This window comes from Citrobacter sp. Cb041, from assembly GCF_030336655.1.
In the GTDB taxonomy this organism is placed as follows: Bacteria; Pseudomonadota; Gammaproteobacteria; order Enterobacterales; family Enterobacteriaceae; genus Citrobacter; species Citrobacter braakii.
The window spans coordinates 432203-448168 of sequence record NZ_JAOWDD010000039.1 but is presented as its reverse complement, the minus strand read 5'-3'; the positions used below and the strand labels follow the sequence as shown (position 1 = coordinate 448168).

Below are 15966 nucleotides of genomic sequence, written 5' to 3'. Positions count from 1 at the left end.
TCATGAAACTGGATATGTTTGTCTGCCCGCTCCTTTAACACCCCGGAGCGGGCATTTTTTTAGGCCACTGTTATTTTCTCAGCGACAGATTCCCCGTTAATCTTATTACCCGCGCAATCGCACCGCTAAAGATTGCCAGCGTAACCACGCCTTCTCAGTTTGTCAGTGTGTAGAGCAGAGATAAAAAAAAGCCGACCCGAAGGTCGGCTTTGATGTTGATTATGACTTACTCAACGGGCTGCGGGCGCGTTGCTGGCGCAGTCGCCTGGTGCGTGGCGCTGTGTCCACCTGCGGCACCTTTACCTTCAAAGGTGAATTCCGGGCGTTGCCAGTCACTATGACGCGGCGCTTCAGGCACATACTCTGGTGCCGGAGCACGGGTCATCGGTGCGGCCGCATGGCTGTGAAGATGTTCTGCGTCAACGCGGGTTGCGACAACTTCAGCCTTAACGACTGCGTCTTCGACGACCGGTGCTGCAACAACCTCTTGCGGCGCGGCAACTTCTTCAACCACTGGCGCTGTTTCCACAACCTCGGCAATCTCTTCAGCCACTTCAGGCTGAGAAATAACAACCTCCGCAGATTCTTCGACAACCGGCGCAGCCACGATTTCAGCGACAGGTTCGGCTTTCGCCGCGGTATCCTCAGCAACAGGCGCGTCAGATTCAGCGATAATTTGCGGTTGTTCCTCGACCGGAGTAGCGATGACTTCCGGATGCGTGGTTTCAACGACGGTAGCCTGAGGTTCAGCAATGACCACCTCTGGCTGTACGGTTTCAACCGACGCAGGGGCGTTCACAATATGCTCAACGGCAGCTGCAGCAACCTGAGGCTCTACGGCGACAGGTACAGCTTGCCCCTGAACCGTTTCCTGCTCGCGCTGCTCTGCAACCTGCTGATCCTGAGGACGAGCAACAGGGTAGCGGATCCAGACTTTACCGGACGCTAATTCTGGAGATGCGCAGGCAACCGTTAACGGCATCGGCGACTGAACCGGGTAACGCTCGTCACGATAACGACGACGGCGTTGTCCACTGACGCGCAGATGGCGAGGTGAGCGACGGGAACGACGCGGCATACCATTAGAGTCACGCGCTTCGCTGTTGTCTTCCTGCTCAGTCGCAACGACGGCAGGCAGATCAACTTTCGCCAGTTCAGTACGCTGTGCCGGTACGGGCTGTTCAGTTGGTTGAGCGACTGCCGTTTCAGTGACCACTTCGGCAGTCGCGACTTCGGCTTCAACAGCCGGGCTGTCTGTGTAACGAACTTTCTGAGTCAGCTGACGCTGTTTACGGCGAGTCTGAGGCTGACGAACGCGCTCTTCCTGCTCGGTATCCTGCGCAGGTTGTTCTGCCAGGTTCAGCTCTTTAACTTCCTGCTGCGCCTGACGCTTATCATCGTTGCGACGGCGGTTGCGCTCGCGACGCGGAGCCTGCTGATCATCACCGGATTTCGCTTTGTCGGCGACCTCAGTAGACTGCTGGCGGTTATCGCGCGCTTCCGCATTTTGCTGCTGCGACTGACGGCGGTTACGGCGGTTATCTTCACGGTTTTCGCCGCTTTCTGAACGCTCGTTACGGTTATCACGCTCGCCACGGTTGTCGCGATTATCACGACGATCGTTACGGTCGCGACGATTGTTCTGACGCGGTTTACGACGATCCTGCTGGCGGTCGGTTTTCTCTTCCGCTTTCGGCGCAGGTTGTTCAACCGGTTTCACTTCTTCGCTACCGCTGAAGATGGACTTCAGTGCGCTGAAGAAACGGCTAATCAAACCTGGCTGTGCGGCGACGGTCGCGGTCGCTGCTGCGGCTTTAGGCGCGGCGGCCTTCGCAGTAGGTTCCTGCAAAGCAGGGGCTGGCGGCACCTCTGGCATTGCAAAGGTGGCCAATGCCGGCTGCTCTGGCTGTTTACGCTCGACGAACTCTTCTTCCGTCGGCAATGCCATCGCTTCTTCATGCAGTTTCGGCAGCAGGTAGCTCAGGGTTGGTGTTTCTTCCCCTTTGCGTACGCGCAGCACGGAGTAATGCGGGGTTTCCATCTGATCGTTTGGCACAATCACACAGCGCACGCCATTCTGACGCGTCTCGATGGCATTTACCGCGGTACGTTTTTCGTTGAGCAGGTAGGATGCGATCGGCACAGGAACAATAGCGTGAACTTCCTGCGTATTTTCTTTCAGCGCTTCTTCTTCGATCAGACGCAGAATAGACAGCGACAGTGATTCGTTATCACGTACGGTACCCGTGCCGGAGCAGCGTGGGCATACGTGATGGCTGGATTCACCCAGCGACGGGCTCAGACGCTGGCGGGACATCTCCAGCAGGCCGAAGCGAGAAATATGGCTGATTTGAATACGCGCTCTGTCCTGACGCACGGCTTCACGCAGACGGTTTTCAACCGCACGCTGGTGACGAACCGGCGTCATATCAATGAAGTCGATTACAATCAGGCCGCCGAGGTCGCGCAGACGCAGCTGACGAGCAATTTCATCGGCTGCTTCAAGGTTGGTGTTGAACGCAGTTTCTTCGATGTCGCCGCCGCGGGTCGCGCGTGCGGAGTTGATATCGATAGCGGTCAGCGCTTCTGTGCTGTCGATAACGATTGAGCCGCCGGACGGCAGACGCACTTCGCGCTGGAATGCGGACTCAATTTGAGATTCGATTTGATAGTGGCTGAACAGCGGGATTTCACCGGTGTACAGTTTGATTTTGCTGCTGAAATCCGGACGACCCAGCGCGGCGATGTGCTGACGCGCCATCTCCATAACTTTCGGGTTGTCGATGAGGATTTCGCCGATGTCCTGACGTAAATAGTCACGGAATGCGCGAACGATAACGTTGCTTTCCTGATGGATCAGGAACGGAGCAGGGCGGCTGTCAGCGGCTTTTTGAATCGCTTCCCAGTGCTTCAGGCGGAAACTCAGGTCCCACTGCAGCGCTTCGGCAGATTTGCCGACACCTGCGGTACGCACGATAAGCCCCATGCCATCAGGCAGTTCCAGGCTTGCCAGCGCTTCTTTTAATTCGGTACGGTCGTCGCCTTCAATGCGACGGGAGATACCGCCCGCGCGCGGGTTGTTCGGCATCAGAACCAGATAACTACCTGCCAGGCTGATAAAGGTGGTCAGCGCAGCGCCTTTATTGCCGCGTTCTTCTTTATCGATCTGAACAATGACTTCCTGACCTTCGCGCAACACGTCTTTAATGTTGGGACGACCATGGGAGTTGTAGCTAGCGGGGAAGTATTCGCGGGCAATTTCTTTTAACGGGAGGAAACCGTGACGTTCAGCGCCGTAATCAACAAAAGCAGCTTCCAGACTCGGTTCAATACGGGTAATTTTGCCTTTATAGATGTTGGCTTTTTTCTGTTCGTGTCCAGGACTTTCGATATCCAGATCGTACAGACGCTGCCCATCTACAAGGGCGACACGCAACTCTTCCTGCTGAGTCGCGTTAATTAACATTCTTTTCATCGTAACTTACTCATTATTCTTACATTGACGACTAAGCTGCGGGCAGAGTAATGCCTTTCCGGGTGTGAACCGATGGCCTCGTGTCTATTCGCGTCGCCAACCTCACGGTTATCGTCAGCTCAAAGAGGCGCAGAGTGTCGGTTGCCTGTATTTCATACGGAAACACAGCGCAATTATCAGGGGAACAGTCTGGGTGTTACTCTCCAGAGAAGCTTCCATTGTGCTTATCGTCTTTCACGCTGTGGGTGCGTTGGCTTCATCTTCTTACCCCAACCACTTACAGGAGTAAGCACCTGGGGTTCCCAGACTTGCCGCCTTCCTACAACGCGAAATCTATAGAGCACTTACCGGTAAGGACTGCAACCCGCAGCCCGCTAACTGCCTGAAAGATCAATACGTCTTACGCCATTGCTGCGTTGATGATCGGTCGGGCAAAATTGGGTCATTCCGGAAAAGGTCTTGTTTTAACAAGATTCAACACGGAAACAACCTCATTATTCCACTGCTAACCTTGTTATAGCAAGATGACTTTTGCCATTTATCACCCGGTTACTCACAGTTTTTTCACTTCCGCGTAGTGATTGCTTTAATAACCACCAAATCGGCTATGTCAAACTTAAGTAATAAGGTATAGCAGTTAATATAAGCATAGAAAAATGTGTGGCGCGAATCTTGATGGCTATTTAAAATCGGCCCCCATGAAAACAGAGACTCCAGCCGTAAAAACAGTTGCCATTACTGCCGACGAAGCAGGGCAACGCATCGACAACTTTTTGCGCACCCAGCTCAAGGGCGTGCCGAAAAGTATGATTTATCGCATTTTGCGTAAAGGCGAAGTGCGGGTGAACAAAAAACGCATTAAACCCGAGTACAAACTCGAAGACGGGGACATTGTGCGTATTCCACCTGTACGTGTCGCTGAACGTGAAGAAGAGGCCATTTCACCGAATTTGCAGAAGGTCGCGGCGCTGACCGATGTCATTTTATATGAAGATGACCACATTCTGGTGCTTAACAAGCCTTCAGGTACGGCCGTGCATGGTGGAAGCGGGTTAAGCTTTGGCGTCATTGAAGGCTTACGTGCGCTGCGCCCGGAAGCGCGTTTCCTTGAACTGGTGCATCGCCTCGACCGGGATACCTCCGGCGTGCTGCTGGTGGCCAAAAAACGATCTGCCTTGCGTTCGTTGCATGAACAACTGCGTGAAAAAGGCATGCAGAAAGACTACCTCGCGTTGGTACGCGGCCAGTGGCAGTCCCATGTCAAAACCGTTCAGGCCCCGCTGTTAAAGAACATTCTGCAAAGCGGCGAGCGTATCGTGCGGGTGAATCAGGAAGGCAAACCATCGGAAACACGCTTTAAAGTGGAAGAGCGTTACGCGTTCGCTACGCTTGTGCGCTGCAGTCCCGTGACCGGACGCACGCACCAGATTCGCGTGCATACGCAATATGCCGGACATCCGATTGCCTTTGACGACCGCTATGGCGATCGTGAGTTCGATAAGCAACTGGCGGATACCGGACTGAGCAGGCTCTTTTTGCACGCCGCTGCGTTGAAATTTACTCATCCTGGGACGGGTGAAGTAATGCGTATTGAAGCGCCAATGGATAAGCAGTTGAAGCGCTGCCTCGAGGTGTTACGCAGTAAAGGCTGATGCGCATTGATATTATCGCGCATTACCTGTAGGCCTGATGGCGCTGCGCCTATCAGGCCTACAGGATTGGCCTGTACAGCCGTCAACCCGTCAGGCTTTTAACGGGTTCATATCTTCTCGTCGCAGCATTTGACACAGTGCGATCAGCGGCAAACCGATTAAGGTATTTGGGTCGCGGCCTTCCAGGCGCTCAAAAAGTGCAATGCCCAATCCTTCGCTTTTAAAACTACCGGCACAATGCAGCGGGCGCTCTTTGCGCACGTAATCTTCAATTTCCGTTTCGCTTAAGTGACGAAAATGGACGTCGAACGGTTCAACTTCAGTTTGTAAATGTCCGGTCGCAGAATTATACAGTGCCAGTCCGGTATAAAACGTCACAATATTGCCACGGGCTTTGAGTAACTGCTGGCGTGCATTTTCTTCTGTTAACGGTTTGCCGGTTATTTCACCATCGAGAACACAAATTTGATCGGAACCAATAATAAGGTGCGATGGATAACGGTGGGCGAGAGATTGCGCTTTTTTCTGCGCCAGTCGCAAGACTAAGTGCCGGGGGGCTTCGCCTGGTAACGGCGTTTCATCAACCTCTGGTGCTGCGCATTCGAACGGGATTGCCAGTTTTTCTAGTAAAGCGCGACGCCAGGGAGAGGTAGAAGCAAGAATAAGTTGAGGCATATTTTTTCCCTCGCATATAGCGTATTGATGAGAGCCATTTTAAACTATGGACTTCGTCCTACAAGCTGGCTGTAATGGCTTGTGTTGAGCGATTTTAAGTCGATGACCCGCAATGTGTGCGAATTATTGGCAAAAGGCAACCACAGGCTGCCTTTTTCTTTGACTATATGACGTTACAAAGTTAATATGCGCGCCCTATGCAAAAGGTAAAATTACCCCTGACTCTTGATCCGGTTCGTACGGCTCAGAAACGCCTCGATTATGAAGGTATCTATACTTCTGATCTGGTTGAGCGTGTCGCCGATTCTGTAGTCAGTGTGGACAGTGATGTGGAATGCTCCATGTCGTTCGCTATCGATAACCAGCGCCTTGCCGTTATAACCGGTGATGCAAAGGTGTCGGTTACGCTCGAATGTCAGCGTTGCGGGAAACCGTTCCCACTTCATGTTCACACAACATATTGTTTTAGTCCTGTCCGTTCTGACGAGCAGGCTGAAGCACTCCCGGAAGCGTATGAGCCGATTGAGGTTAACGAATTCGGTGAAATCGATCTGCTTGCAATGGTTGAAGATGAGATTATCCTCTCCTTGCCGGTAGTTCCGGTGCATGATTCTGAACACTGTGAAGTGTCCGAGGCGGACATGGTCTTTGGCGAATTGCCTGATGAAGCGCAAAAACCAAACCCATTTGCCGTATTAGCCAGCTTAAAGCGTAAGTAATTGAGGAGTAAGGTCCATGGCCGTACAACAGAATAAACCAACCCGTTCCAAACGTGGCATGCGTCGTTCTCATGACGCTCTGACCGCAGTCACCAGCCTGTCTGTAGACAAAACTTCTGGTGAACAACACCTGCGTCACCACATCACTGCCGACGGTTTTTACCGTGGCCGTAAGGTAATCGCTAAGTAATCACGCATGACTCAATGGCTTTCCCGCTACGGTGAGAAAGACAAAGAGTACACGCGTGATGAAGCTTAGTGAGGCTTTCCCCGGGTAACTGGGGAAACACCTAACCGGGCAGCGACGATACCTTGACACGTCTAACCCTGGCGTTAGATGTCATGGGGGGTGATTTTGGCCCTACCGTGACAGTGCCTGCAGCATTGCAGGCACTGAATTCTAATTCGCAACTCACACTTCTTTTAGTCGGGGATCCCGATACAATCACGCCATTACTTGCCAAAGCTGACTTCGAACAACGTTCACGTCTGCAGATTATCCCTGCTCAGTCAGTTATTGCCAGTGATGCCCGGCCCTCGCAAGCTATTCGCGCCAGTCGTGGAAGCTCAATGCGTGTTGCCCTGGAGCTCGTGAAAGAAGGACGAGCGGAAGCCTGTGTGAGCGCCGGTAATACAGGTGCGCTAATGGGTCTTGCGAAGTTATTGCTCAAACCCCTTGAGGGGATTGAGCGTCCTGCGCTGGTGACGGTTTTACCCCATCAGCAAAAGGGCAAAACGGTGGTGCTGGATTTGGGTGCCAACGTGGATTGTGATAGCACGATGTTGGTGCAATTTGCCGTCATGGGTTCCGTGCTGGCAGAAGAGGTGGTTGGAATTGCCAATCCCCGTGTTGCGTTGCTCAATATCGGTGAAGAAGAAACCAAGGGTCTCGACAGTATTCGGGATGCTTCTGCAGTGCTAAAAACAATCCCTTCTATCAATTATATCGGCTATCTTGAAGCCAATGAGTTACTGACTGGCAAAACTGATGTGTTGGTCTGTGACGGCTTTACAGGTAATGTCACATTAAAGACGATGGAAGGTGTTGTCAGAATGTTCCTTTCACTGCTGAAGTCTCAGGGTGAGGGCAAAAAACGGTCGTGGTGGCTGCTGTTATTAAAACGTTGGTTACAAAAAAGCCTGACAAGGCGATTTAGTCACCTCAACCCCGACCAGTATAATGGCGCCTGTCTGTTAGGATTGCGCGGCACGGTGATTAAGAGTCATGGTGCGGCCAATCAGCGAGCATTTGAAGTCGCGATTGAACAGGCAGTGCAGGCGGTGCAGCGACAAGTTCCTCAGCGAATTGCCGCTCGCCTGGAATCTGTATACCCAGCTGGATTCGAACTGCTGGACGGTGGCGAAAACGCAAACTCGCGAGCACACAGATAACCGTGCGTTTGTGAATGCTGCCAACGTATCAGCGATTTGCTCGTGGCGGTATATAACCAAAAAGTGACTGAGCGTACATGTATACGAAGATTATTGGTACTGGCAGCTATCTGCCTGAACAAGTGCGTACTAACGCCGATTTGGAAAAAATGGTTGAGACATCTGATGAGTGGATCGTCACTCGCACAGGTATCCGTGAACGCCATATTGCAGCGCCAAATGAAACAGTTGCGACGATGGGCTTTGCCGCCGCAAACCGTGCAATTGAAATGGCGGGCATCGACAAAGAACAAATTGGTCTGATTGTGGTTGCCACCACATCATCCACACACGCATTTCCAAGTGCGGCATGCCAGATCCAAAGTATGCTGGGGATCAAAGGCTGTCCGGCGTTTGACGTTGCAGCCGCTTGTGCCGGTTTCACCTACGCCCTGAGCGTTGCCGACCAGTACGTTAAGTCTGGCGCAGTGAAGCATGCTCTGGTGGTTGGCTCAGATGTCCTCGCTCGTACCTGTGATCCAACCGATCGCGGGACGATCATTATTTTCGGCGATGGCGCAGGTGCGGTTGTACTGAGCGCATCAGAAGAGCCCGGCATTCTTTCTACGCATCTGCACGCTGATGGTCGCTATGGCGAACTGTTGACGCTGCCTAATGCCGATCGCGTGAACCCGGAAAACCCGATCCACCTGACGATGGCGGGTAACGAAGTATTTAAAGTCGCGGTGACCGAGCTTGCACACATCGTTGATGAAACGCTGGAAGCAAATAATCTCGATCGTTCTGCACTGGACTGGCTGGTGCCGCATCAGGCAAACCTCCGCATTATTAGCGCAACCGCGAAAAAGCTGGGTATGTCGATGGATAATGTTGTCGTGACGCTCGACAGACATGGCAATACCTCCGCGGCCTCCGTACCGTGCGCGCTGGACGAAGCCGTCCGCGACGGGCGTATTAAAGCTGGGCAGTTGATATTGCTTGAAGCCTTTGGGGGTGGATTCACCTGGGGCTCTGCGCTGATTCGTTTCTAGTATAAGGATTTAAACATGACGCAATTTGCATTTGTGTTCCCGGGGCAGGGTTCCCAGACCGTTGGGATGTTGTCTGAAATGGCAGCAACCTACCCAATTGTTGAAGAAACTTTTGCTGAAGCATCAGCTGCGCTGGGCTATGATCTGTGGGCGTTGACTCAGCAGGGACCGGCCGAAGAGCTGAATAAAACCTGGCAGACGCAGCCAGCACTGTTGACTGCCTCTGTTGCGCTTTATCGCGTATGGCAGCAGCAGGGTGGTAAAACACCTGCGCTGATGGCTGGTCACAGCCTGGGCGAATACTCTGCGCTGGTATGTGCGGGTGTTATCGGTTTTGCCGATGCCGTTCGTCTGGTTGAACTGCGTGGCAAATTCATGCAGGAAGCGGTACCGGAAGGCACTGGCGGCATGTCTGCTATTATCGGTCTGGACGACGCTGCTATTGCTAAAGCGTGTGAAGAGTCTGCCGAAGGTCAGGTGGTTTCACCGGTAAACTTTAACTCACCAGGTCAGGTGGTTATTGCCGGGCACAAAGAAGCCGTAGAACGTGCCGGCGCAGCCTGTAAAGCGGCTGGCGCTAAGCGTGCTCTGCCACTGCCGGTCAGCGTTCCTTCTCACTGCGCGCTGATGAAGCCTGCTGCTGAGAAACTGGCTGTTGAACTGCAAAAAATCACTTTTAACGCGCCGACTGTTCCGGTTGTGAACAACGTCGACGTGAAGTGCGAAACAGACGCAGACGCTATTCGCGATGCGCTGGTTCGCCAGCTGTACAGCCCGGTTCAATGGACTAAAACCGTTGAATTTATGGCGTCCCAGGGCGTAGAGCACCTGTATGAAGTTGGTCCGGGCAAAGTTCTGACCGGTTTGACGAAACGTATTGTTGACACCCTGACTGCTTCGGCACTGAATGAGCCGGCGGCATTATCTGCGGCGCTAGAGCAATAAAAGAGGAAGACCATGAGTTTTGAAGGAAAAGTCGCGCTGGTTACCGGTGCAAGCCGTGGCATTGGCCGCGCAATTGCTGAAACACTCGTTGCCCGTGGCGCGAAAGTTATCGGTACTGCAACCAGCGAAAGCGGTGCGCAGGCCATTAGCGATTACTTAGGTGCAAATGGTAAAGGTCTGATGTTGAATGTGACCGATCCGGCATCTATCGAATCTGTTCTGGGAAATATTCGCGCAGAATTTGGTGAAGTCGATATCCTGGTCAATAATGCCGGGATTACTCGTGATAACCTGTTAATGCGCATGAAAGATGACGAGTGGAACGATATCATCGAAACCAACCTGTCATCTGTTTTCCGTCTGTCAAAAGCGGTAATGCGAGCTATGATGAAAAAGCGTCATGGGCGTATTATCACTATCGGTTCTGTGGTTGGTACCATGGGAAATGCGGGTCAGGCAAACTACGCTGCGGCGAAAGCGGGTCTGATCGGCTTCAGTAAATCACTGGCGCGCGAAGTTGCGTCTCGTGGCATTACTGTAAACGTTGTTGCTCCGGGCTTTATTGAAACGGACATGACGCGTGCGCTGTCTGATGATCAGCGTGCGGGTATTCTGGCGCAGGTTCCTGCGGGTCGCCTTGGCGGCGCTCAGGAAATCGCCAGTGCGGTTGCATTTTTAGCTTCTGACGAAGCAAGTTACATCACAGGTGAGACTTTGCACGTCAACGGCGGGATGTACATGGTTTAACCACGAGATAAAAAAATTTGCGTTATTAGGGTGAATGCCCTCAAAATAACGTAAAATCGTGGTAAGACCTGCCGGGATTTAGTTGCAAATTTTTCAACATTTTATACACTACGAAAACCATCGCGAAAGCGAGTTTTGATAGGAAATTTAAGAGTATGAGCACTATCGAAGAACGCGTTAAGAAAATTATCGGCGAACAGCTGGGCGTTAAGCAGGAAGAAGTAACCAACAATGCTTCCTTCGTTGAAGACCTGGGCGCAGATTCTCTTGACACCGTTGAGCTGGTAATGGCTCTGGAAGAAGAGTTTGATACTGAGATTCCGGACGAAGAAGCTGAGAAAATCACTACCGTTCAGGCTGCCATTGATTACATCAACGGCCACCAGGCGTAAGTGAACATCTCCAGGCGGTCATTCGACCGCCTGAGTTTTATCTTTTTATCCCACTTGAATTATTTTCCCTCCCTGGAGGACAACCGTGTCTAAGCGTCGTGTAGTTGTGACCGGACTGGGCATGTTGTCTCCTGTCGGCAATACCGTAGAGTCTACCTGGAAAGCTCTCCTTGCCGGTCAGAGTGGCATCAGCCTGATCGACCATTTCGATACTAGCGCCTATGCAACGAAATTTGCTGGCTTAGTAAAGGATTTTAACTGTGAAGACATTATCTCGCGCAAAGAACAGCGCAAGATGGATGCTTTCATTCAATATGGAATTGTCGCTGGCGTTCAGGCCATGCAGGATTCTGGTCTCGAAATTACGGAAGAGAACGCTCACCGTATTGGCGCCGCTATCGGCTCTGGTATTGGCGGTCTCGGATTGATCGAAGAAAACCACACCTCTTTGGTGAATGGCGGTCCACGTAAGATCAGCCCGTTCTTCGTTCCGTCAACGATTGTTAACATGGTGGCAGGTCACCTGACCATCATGTACGGCCTGCAAGGGCCAAGCATCTCCATTGCGACCGCCTGTACCTCAGGTGTGCATAACATTGGTCATGCAGCACGTATCATTGCATACGGCGATGCAGACGCGATGGTTGCGGGTGGTGCAGAAAAAGCCAGTACCCCGCTGGGCGTGGGTGGTTTTGGCGCGGCACGTGCGCTGTCTACACGTAATGATAACCCGCAAGCGGCAAGCCGTCCGTGGGATAAAGAACGTGATGGCTTTGTGCTGGGCGACGGCGCAGGCATGGTGGTACTGGAAGAGTACGAGCATGCGAAAGCGCGCGGTGCAAAAATCTATGCTGAAGTCGTTGGTTTTGGCATGAGCAGCGATGCTTACCACATGACGTCACCACCTGAAAACGGTGCGGGCGCTGCGCTGGCAATGGTCAACGCACTACGCGATGCGGCTATCGAAGCGGGTCAGATCGGCTATGTCAACGCGCATGGCACGTCTACTCCTGCTGGCGATAAAGCCGAAACCCAGGCAGTGAAATCTGTCTTTGGCGATGCGGCAAGCCGTGTAATGGTAAGCTCCACTAAATCCATGACCGGACACCTGTTGGGTGCGGCGGGCGCGGTAGAGTCTATTTTCTCTATCCTGGCGCTGCGCGATCAGGCTATTCCGCCAACCATCAACCTGGATAACCCGGATGAAGGTTGTGACCTGGACTTCGTACCTCACGAAGCGCGTCAGGTTAGTGGTCTGGAGTACGCACTGTGTAACTCCTTCGGCTTTGGCGGCACCAACGGCTCTTTGATCTTTAAAAAGATTTAAGTCTGTCAGGTGGTGCGTTAGCATCGATAGCAATTTAAAAAGGTCCGCTTGTCGGGCCTTTTTTTATTCGGTTTTCCACCCTTGTCCTGTGTTGTTCATCCTGCCAAACTAGCGGACCAGAAATAAGGAGCCACCATGTTCTTAATTAATGGCTGCGAGCAGAATATGCTGGCCGCAAGCGATCGAGCGACCCAATTCGGTGATGGCTGTTTTACCACTGCGCGTATTATTGACGGCGAAATTTGCCTCTTTGCAGCGCATCTTGCGCGTTTACAAGACGCCTGCCAAAAATTGCTGATCTCTTTCGAAGATTGGTCAGAGCTGCAAAGTGAAATGAAAATGCTGGCGCAAGGGCATGCGCATGGCGTGTTAAAAGTGATTATCAGCCGTGGTAGCGGTGGCCGTGGTTACAGCGGCGCAAACTGTCGCAGTGCCACACGTATTCTCTCTGTTTCAGCCTGGCCCGATCATTACGATCGTTGGCGACTGGAGGGGATAACGCTGGCGTTAAGTCCAGTGCGTCTGGGGCGTAATCCGTTGCTTGCCGGACTTAAGCACCTGAATAGACTGGAACAGGTGTTGATTCGCTCTCATCTTGAGCAGACGGCAGCTGATGAAGCACTGGTTCTTGACAGTGAGGGATGGGTTACGGAATGCTGTGCGGCTAATTTGTTCTGGCGTAAGGGGGATGTGGTTTACACTCCCCGGCTGGATCAGGCCGGAGTGAACGGCATTATGCGACAATTCTGTATCCGGATGCTGGCACAATCGTCGTTCAGCATTGTCGAAGTGTATGCCGGGTTGGAAGAGGTTATGCAGGCCGATGAAATCGTCGTCTGTAATGCGTTAATGCCTGTTATTCCCGTACGCACCTGTGGCGACACGCTGCTGTCTGCACGTTTATTGTTCGATTTTTTAGCCCCACTTTGTGAGCACCCGAATTAGTCATGAAAAAACTGTTACTTGTTGTCCTGTTATTGCTGGTTGTGCTGGGCATAGCCGCGGGAGTGGGAATGTGGAAAGTTCGCCATCTGGCGGACAGTAAATTATTGATTAAAGAAGAGACGATTTTTACGCTGAAAGCGGGTACGGGCCGTCTGGCTCTCGGTGAACAGTTGTATGCGGACAACGTTATCAATCGTCCGCGTGTGTTCCAGTGGCTGCTGCGTGTGGAACCCGAACTGTCGCATTTTAAAGCCGGAACCTACCGTTTTACGCCCGACATGACGGTGCGGGATATGTTGCAACTGCTGGAAAGCGGTAAAGAGGCGCAGTTTCCGTTACGTCTGGTTGAAGGGATGCGTCTGAGCGACTACCTCAAGCAGCTGCGCGACGCCCCGTACATCAAACATACGCTGAGCGATGATAATTACGAGACCGTTGCTCAGGCGCTGAAGCTGGAGAACCCGCAATGGGTAGAAGGCTGGTTCTGGCCAGATACCTGGATGTATACCGCCAATACAACCGACGTGGCGTTGCTAAAACGCGCGCATCAGAAAATGGTTAAAGCGGTAGACTCCGTCTGGGAAGGGCGCGCTGAAGGCCTGCCTTATCAGGACAAAAATCAGCTGGTAACCATGGCCTCTATTATCGAAAAAGAGACTGCGGTTGCCAGCGAGCGTGACCAGGTGGCTTCCGTCTTTATTAACCGCTTACGGATTGGCATGCGTTTACAGACCGATCCGACGGTGATTTACGGGATGGGGTCACGGTATAATGGCAAGTTGTCGCGTGTGGATTTAGATACCCCGACCGCCTATAACACCTATACCATTACGGGGTTGCCGCCTGGCCCGATTGCCATGCCGGGAGAGGCCTCATTGCAGGCCGCGGCGCATCCGGCAAAAACGCCGTACCTCTATTTCGTGGCTGACGGTAAAGGCGGTCACACGTTTAACACCAATCTTGCCAGCCACAACCGGTCCGTGCAGGATTACCTGAAAGTGCTTAAGGAAAAAAATGGGCAGTAACTATATCGTCATCGAGGGCCTGGAAGGCGCCGGAAAAACCACCGCGCGTAACGTGGTGGTAGAGACACTTGAGCAACTCGGTATTCGTGACATGGTTTTTACCCGCGAACCGGGGGGAACGCAGCTCGCTGAGAAACTAAGAAGTCTGGTGCTGGACATTAAGTCGGTGGGTGACGAGGTCATCACTGACAAAGCTGAAGTTCTGATGTTTTACGCCGCGCGCGTACAGCTGGTCGAAACCGTTATTAAACCTGCGCTGGCAAAAGGCGCATGGGTAATTGGCGACCGTCACGATTTGTCGACCCAGGCGTATCAGGGGGGCGGACGCGGCATCGATCAAAACATGCTGGCAACCTTGCGCGATGCGGTGCTCGGTGATTTTCGCCCGGACCTGACGCTCTATCTGGACGTGACTCCAGAGGTCGGATTGAAACGTGCCCGTGCGCGCGGCGAGCTGGATCGTATTGAGCAGGAATCTTTCGATTTCTTTAATCGCACCCGCGCGCGCTATCTTGAACTGGCTGCCAAAGATGCCAGCATTCGTACCATCGACGCTACGCAGCCGCTGGAAGCTGTGATGGCTGATATCCGCAATACCATCACCCAGTGGGTGCAGGAGCAGGGCGCATGAAATGGTACCCATGGTTACGACCAGATTTTGAAAAACTGGTAGCCAGCTACCAGGCGGGTCGTGGTCACCATGCGTTACTGATTCAGGCATTACCCGGAATGGGTGACGACGCGCTGATTTACGCGCTCAGTCGCTATTTAATGTGCCAGCAGCCGGAAGAGCATAAAAGCTGCGGACACTGTCGGGGCTGTCAGCTGATGCAGGCGGGGACGCATCCTGACTACTATTCGCTGCTGCCGGAAAAAGGTAAAAGCACGCTGGGAGTTGATGCGGTACGTGAAGTGAGTGAAAAGCTGTACGAGCATTCACGCCTTGGCGGTGCGAAAGTGGTGTGGATCCCTGATGCCGCCCAGTTAACTGATGCTGCTGCCAATGCCCTGCTAAAAACGCTGGAAGAACCGCCGGCACAAACCTGGTTTTTCCTCGCCAGCACAGAGCCTGCGCGATTGCTGGCGACATTGCGCAGCCGCTGCCGGTTACACCATCTTGCGCCGCCGGCTGAGTCGTACGCTATCTCCTGGCTCGCCCGCGAAGTGACCGCATCTCCAGAAGCTCTGTTGAGCGCATTACGCCTGAGCGCGGGTTCGCCAGGTGCGGCACTCTCGTTGTTACAGGCTGAAAGCTGGGCGCATCGCACAGATTTTTGTGCGGCACTGGCAAACACATTAAACGCAGGTGACTGGTATATCCTGCTCGCGGCGTTAAACCACGATCAGGCCGCCGCCCGTTTACACTGGCTGGCAACGTTGTTGACGGATGCCTTGAAGCGTCCGTATGGGGTTTCCCATTTAACCAATCCTGATGCGCTGGACCTGATATCTTCTATCGCAGAACGGTTATCCGTCGCCCGGATACAGGCGATACTCGGTGACGTTTGTCATTGCCGTCAGCAGTTGCTGAACGTAACAGGCGTAAACCGTGAACTGGTGTTAACCGATCTTATCCTGCGTATTGAGCATTACCTGCAACCAGGCACCGTATTGCCTGTTCCCCATCTTTGAGAGAGACAT

The 15966-nt window shown here is 52.8% G+C and carries 15 protein-coding genes; 13 read left to right on the top strand and 2 right to left on the bottom strand.

Features of this window, described 5'->3' with window-relative positions; all coding sequences use genetic code 11:
* Positions 1 to 226: 226 nt before the first annotated feature.
* A complete protein-coding gene (gene rne / locus OGV52_RS15170) occupies positions 227 to 3475 on the bottom strand; it encodes a ribonuclease E (RefSeq protein ID WP_181220561.1) in 3249 nt (1082 codons plus the stop codon).
* Between the two features lie 698 nt (positions 3476 to 4173).
* Between rne and rluC the strand changes: the two genes are divergently transcribed.
* On the top strand, positions 4174 to 5127 hold the full coding sequence (gene rluC / locus OGV52_RS15165; protein ID WP_049259723.1) for a 23S rRNA pseudouridine(955/2504/2580) synthase RluC: 954 nt from the start codon (positions 4174 to 4176) through the stop codon (positions 5125 to 5127).
* 90 nt (positions 5128 to 5217) lie between these two features.
* On the opposite strand, the gene OGV52_RS15160 is transcribed toward rluC, so the two are convergent.
* Positions 5218 to 5802 carry a Maf family protein gene (locus OGV52_RS15160; RefSeq protein WP_016152637.1) on the bottom strand — a complete coding sequence of 195 codons (585 nt, stop codon included), beginning with the start codon at positions 5800 to 5802 and terminating at the stop codon, positions 5218 to 5220.
* A gap of 197 nt (positions 5803 to 5999) precedes the next feature.
* Here OGV52_RS15160 and yceD point away from each other — a divergent pair, with 197 nt between their 5' ends.
* The 12 genes from yceD to holB all read left to right on the top strand — a co-directional run bounded on the left by yceD (position 6000) and on the right by holB (position 15957).
* Positions 6000 to 6521 (top strand): 23S rRNA accumulation protein YceD, encoded by a 522-nt coding sequence (yceD, locus tag OGV52_RS15155; protein ID WP_003036239.1) that lies wholly within the window; start codon positions 6000 to 6002, stop codon positions 6519 to 6521.
* A 16-nt stretch (positions 6522 to 6537) separates the two neighbouring features.
* Entirely contained in the window at positions 6538 to 6711 is a 174-nt protein-coding gene (rpmF, locus tag OGV52_RS15150; protein WP_003036242.1) for a 50S ribosomal protein L32, read from the top strand.
* Between the two features lie 122 nt (positions 6712 to 6833).
* Positions 6834 to 7913: a phosphate acyltransferase PlsX gene (gene plsX / locus OGV52_RS15145; protein ID WP_071601761.1), complete on the top strand. Its 1080-nt coding sequence runs from the start codon at positions 6834 to 6836 to the stop codon at positions 7911 to 7913.
* Between the two features lie 77 nt (positions 7914 to 7990).
* Positions 7991 to 8944 (top strand): beta-ketoacyl-ACP synthase III, encoded by a 954-nt coding sequence (fabH, locus tag OGV52_RS15140; RefSeq protein ID WP_016152639.1) that lies wholly within the window; start codon positions 7991 to 7993, stop codon positions 8942 to 8944.
* A gap of 15 nt (positions 8945 to 8959) precedes the next feature.
* Positions 8960 to 9889, top strand: a complete 930-nt coding sequence (fabD, locus tag OGV52_RS15135) for an ACP S-malonyltransferase (protein ID WP_200046485.1) — start codon at positions 8960 to 8962, stop codon at positions 9887 to 9889.
* Between the two features lie 12 nt (positions 9890 to 9901).
* Positions 9902 to 10636, top strand: a complete 735-nt coding sequence (gene fabG, locus OGV52_RS15130; protein ID WP_016152641.1) for a 3-oxoacyl-ACP reductase FabG — start codon at positions 9902 to 9904, stop codon at positions 10634 to 10636.
* A gap of 155 nt (positions 10637 to 10791) precedes the next feature.
* A complete protein-coding gene (gene acpP / locus OGV52_RS15125) occupies positions 10792 to 11028 on the top strand; it encodes an acyl carrier protein (RefSeq protein WP_000103754.1) in 237 nt (78 codons plus the stop codon).
* A gap of 85 nt (positions 11029 to 11113) precedes the next feature.
* The gene (gene fabF, locus OGV52_RS15120; RefSeq protein ID WP_003036260.1) at positions 11114 to 12355 is read left to right on the top strand and encodes a beta-ketoacyl-ACP synthase II; all 1242 of its coding nucleotides are present in this window, start codon (positions 11114 to 11116) and stop codon (positions 12353 to 12355) included.
* A 135-nt stretch (positions 12356 to 12490) separates the two neighbouring features.
* Complete coding sequence (gene pabC, locus OGV52_RS15115; RefSeq protein ID WP_287108723.1) at positions 12491 to 13300, top strand: aminodeoxychorismate lyase; 810 nt, start codon at positions 12491 to 12493, stop codon at positions 13298 to 13300.
* Positions 13301 to 13302: 2 nt separating this feature from the next.
* Complete coding sequence (gene yceG, locus OGV52_RS15110; protein ID WP_019076480.1) at positions 13303 to 14325, top strand: cell division protein YceG; 1023 nt, start codon at positions 13303 to 13305, stop codon at positions 14323 to 14325.
* Positions 14315 to 14956, top strand: coding sequence for a dTMP kinase (tmk, locus tag OGV52_RS15105; protein WP_016156195.1), 642 nt, complete (start codon positions 14315 to 14317; stop codon positions 14954 to 14956). The genes yceG and tmk overlap by 11 nt, the downstream gene beginning before the upstream one ends.
* On the top strand, positions 14953 to 15957 hold the full coding sequence (gene holB / locus OGV52_RS15100) for a DNA polymerase III subunit delta' (protein ID WP_287108722.1): 1005 nt from the start codon (positions 14953 to 14955) through the stop codon (positions 15955 to 15957). The genes tmk and holB overlap by 4 nt, the downstream gene beginning before the upstream one ends.
* Positions 15958 to 15966: the final 9 nt, after the last annotated feature.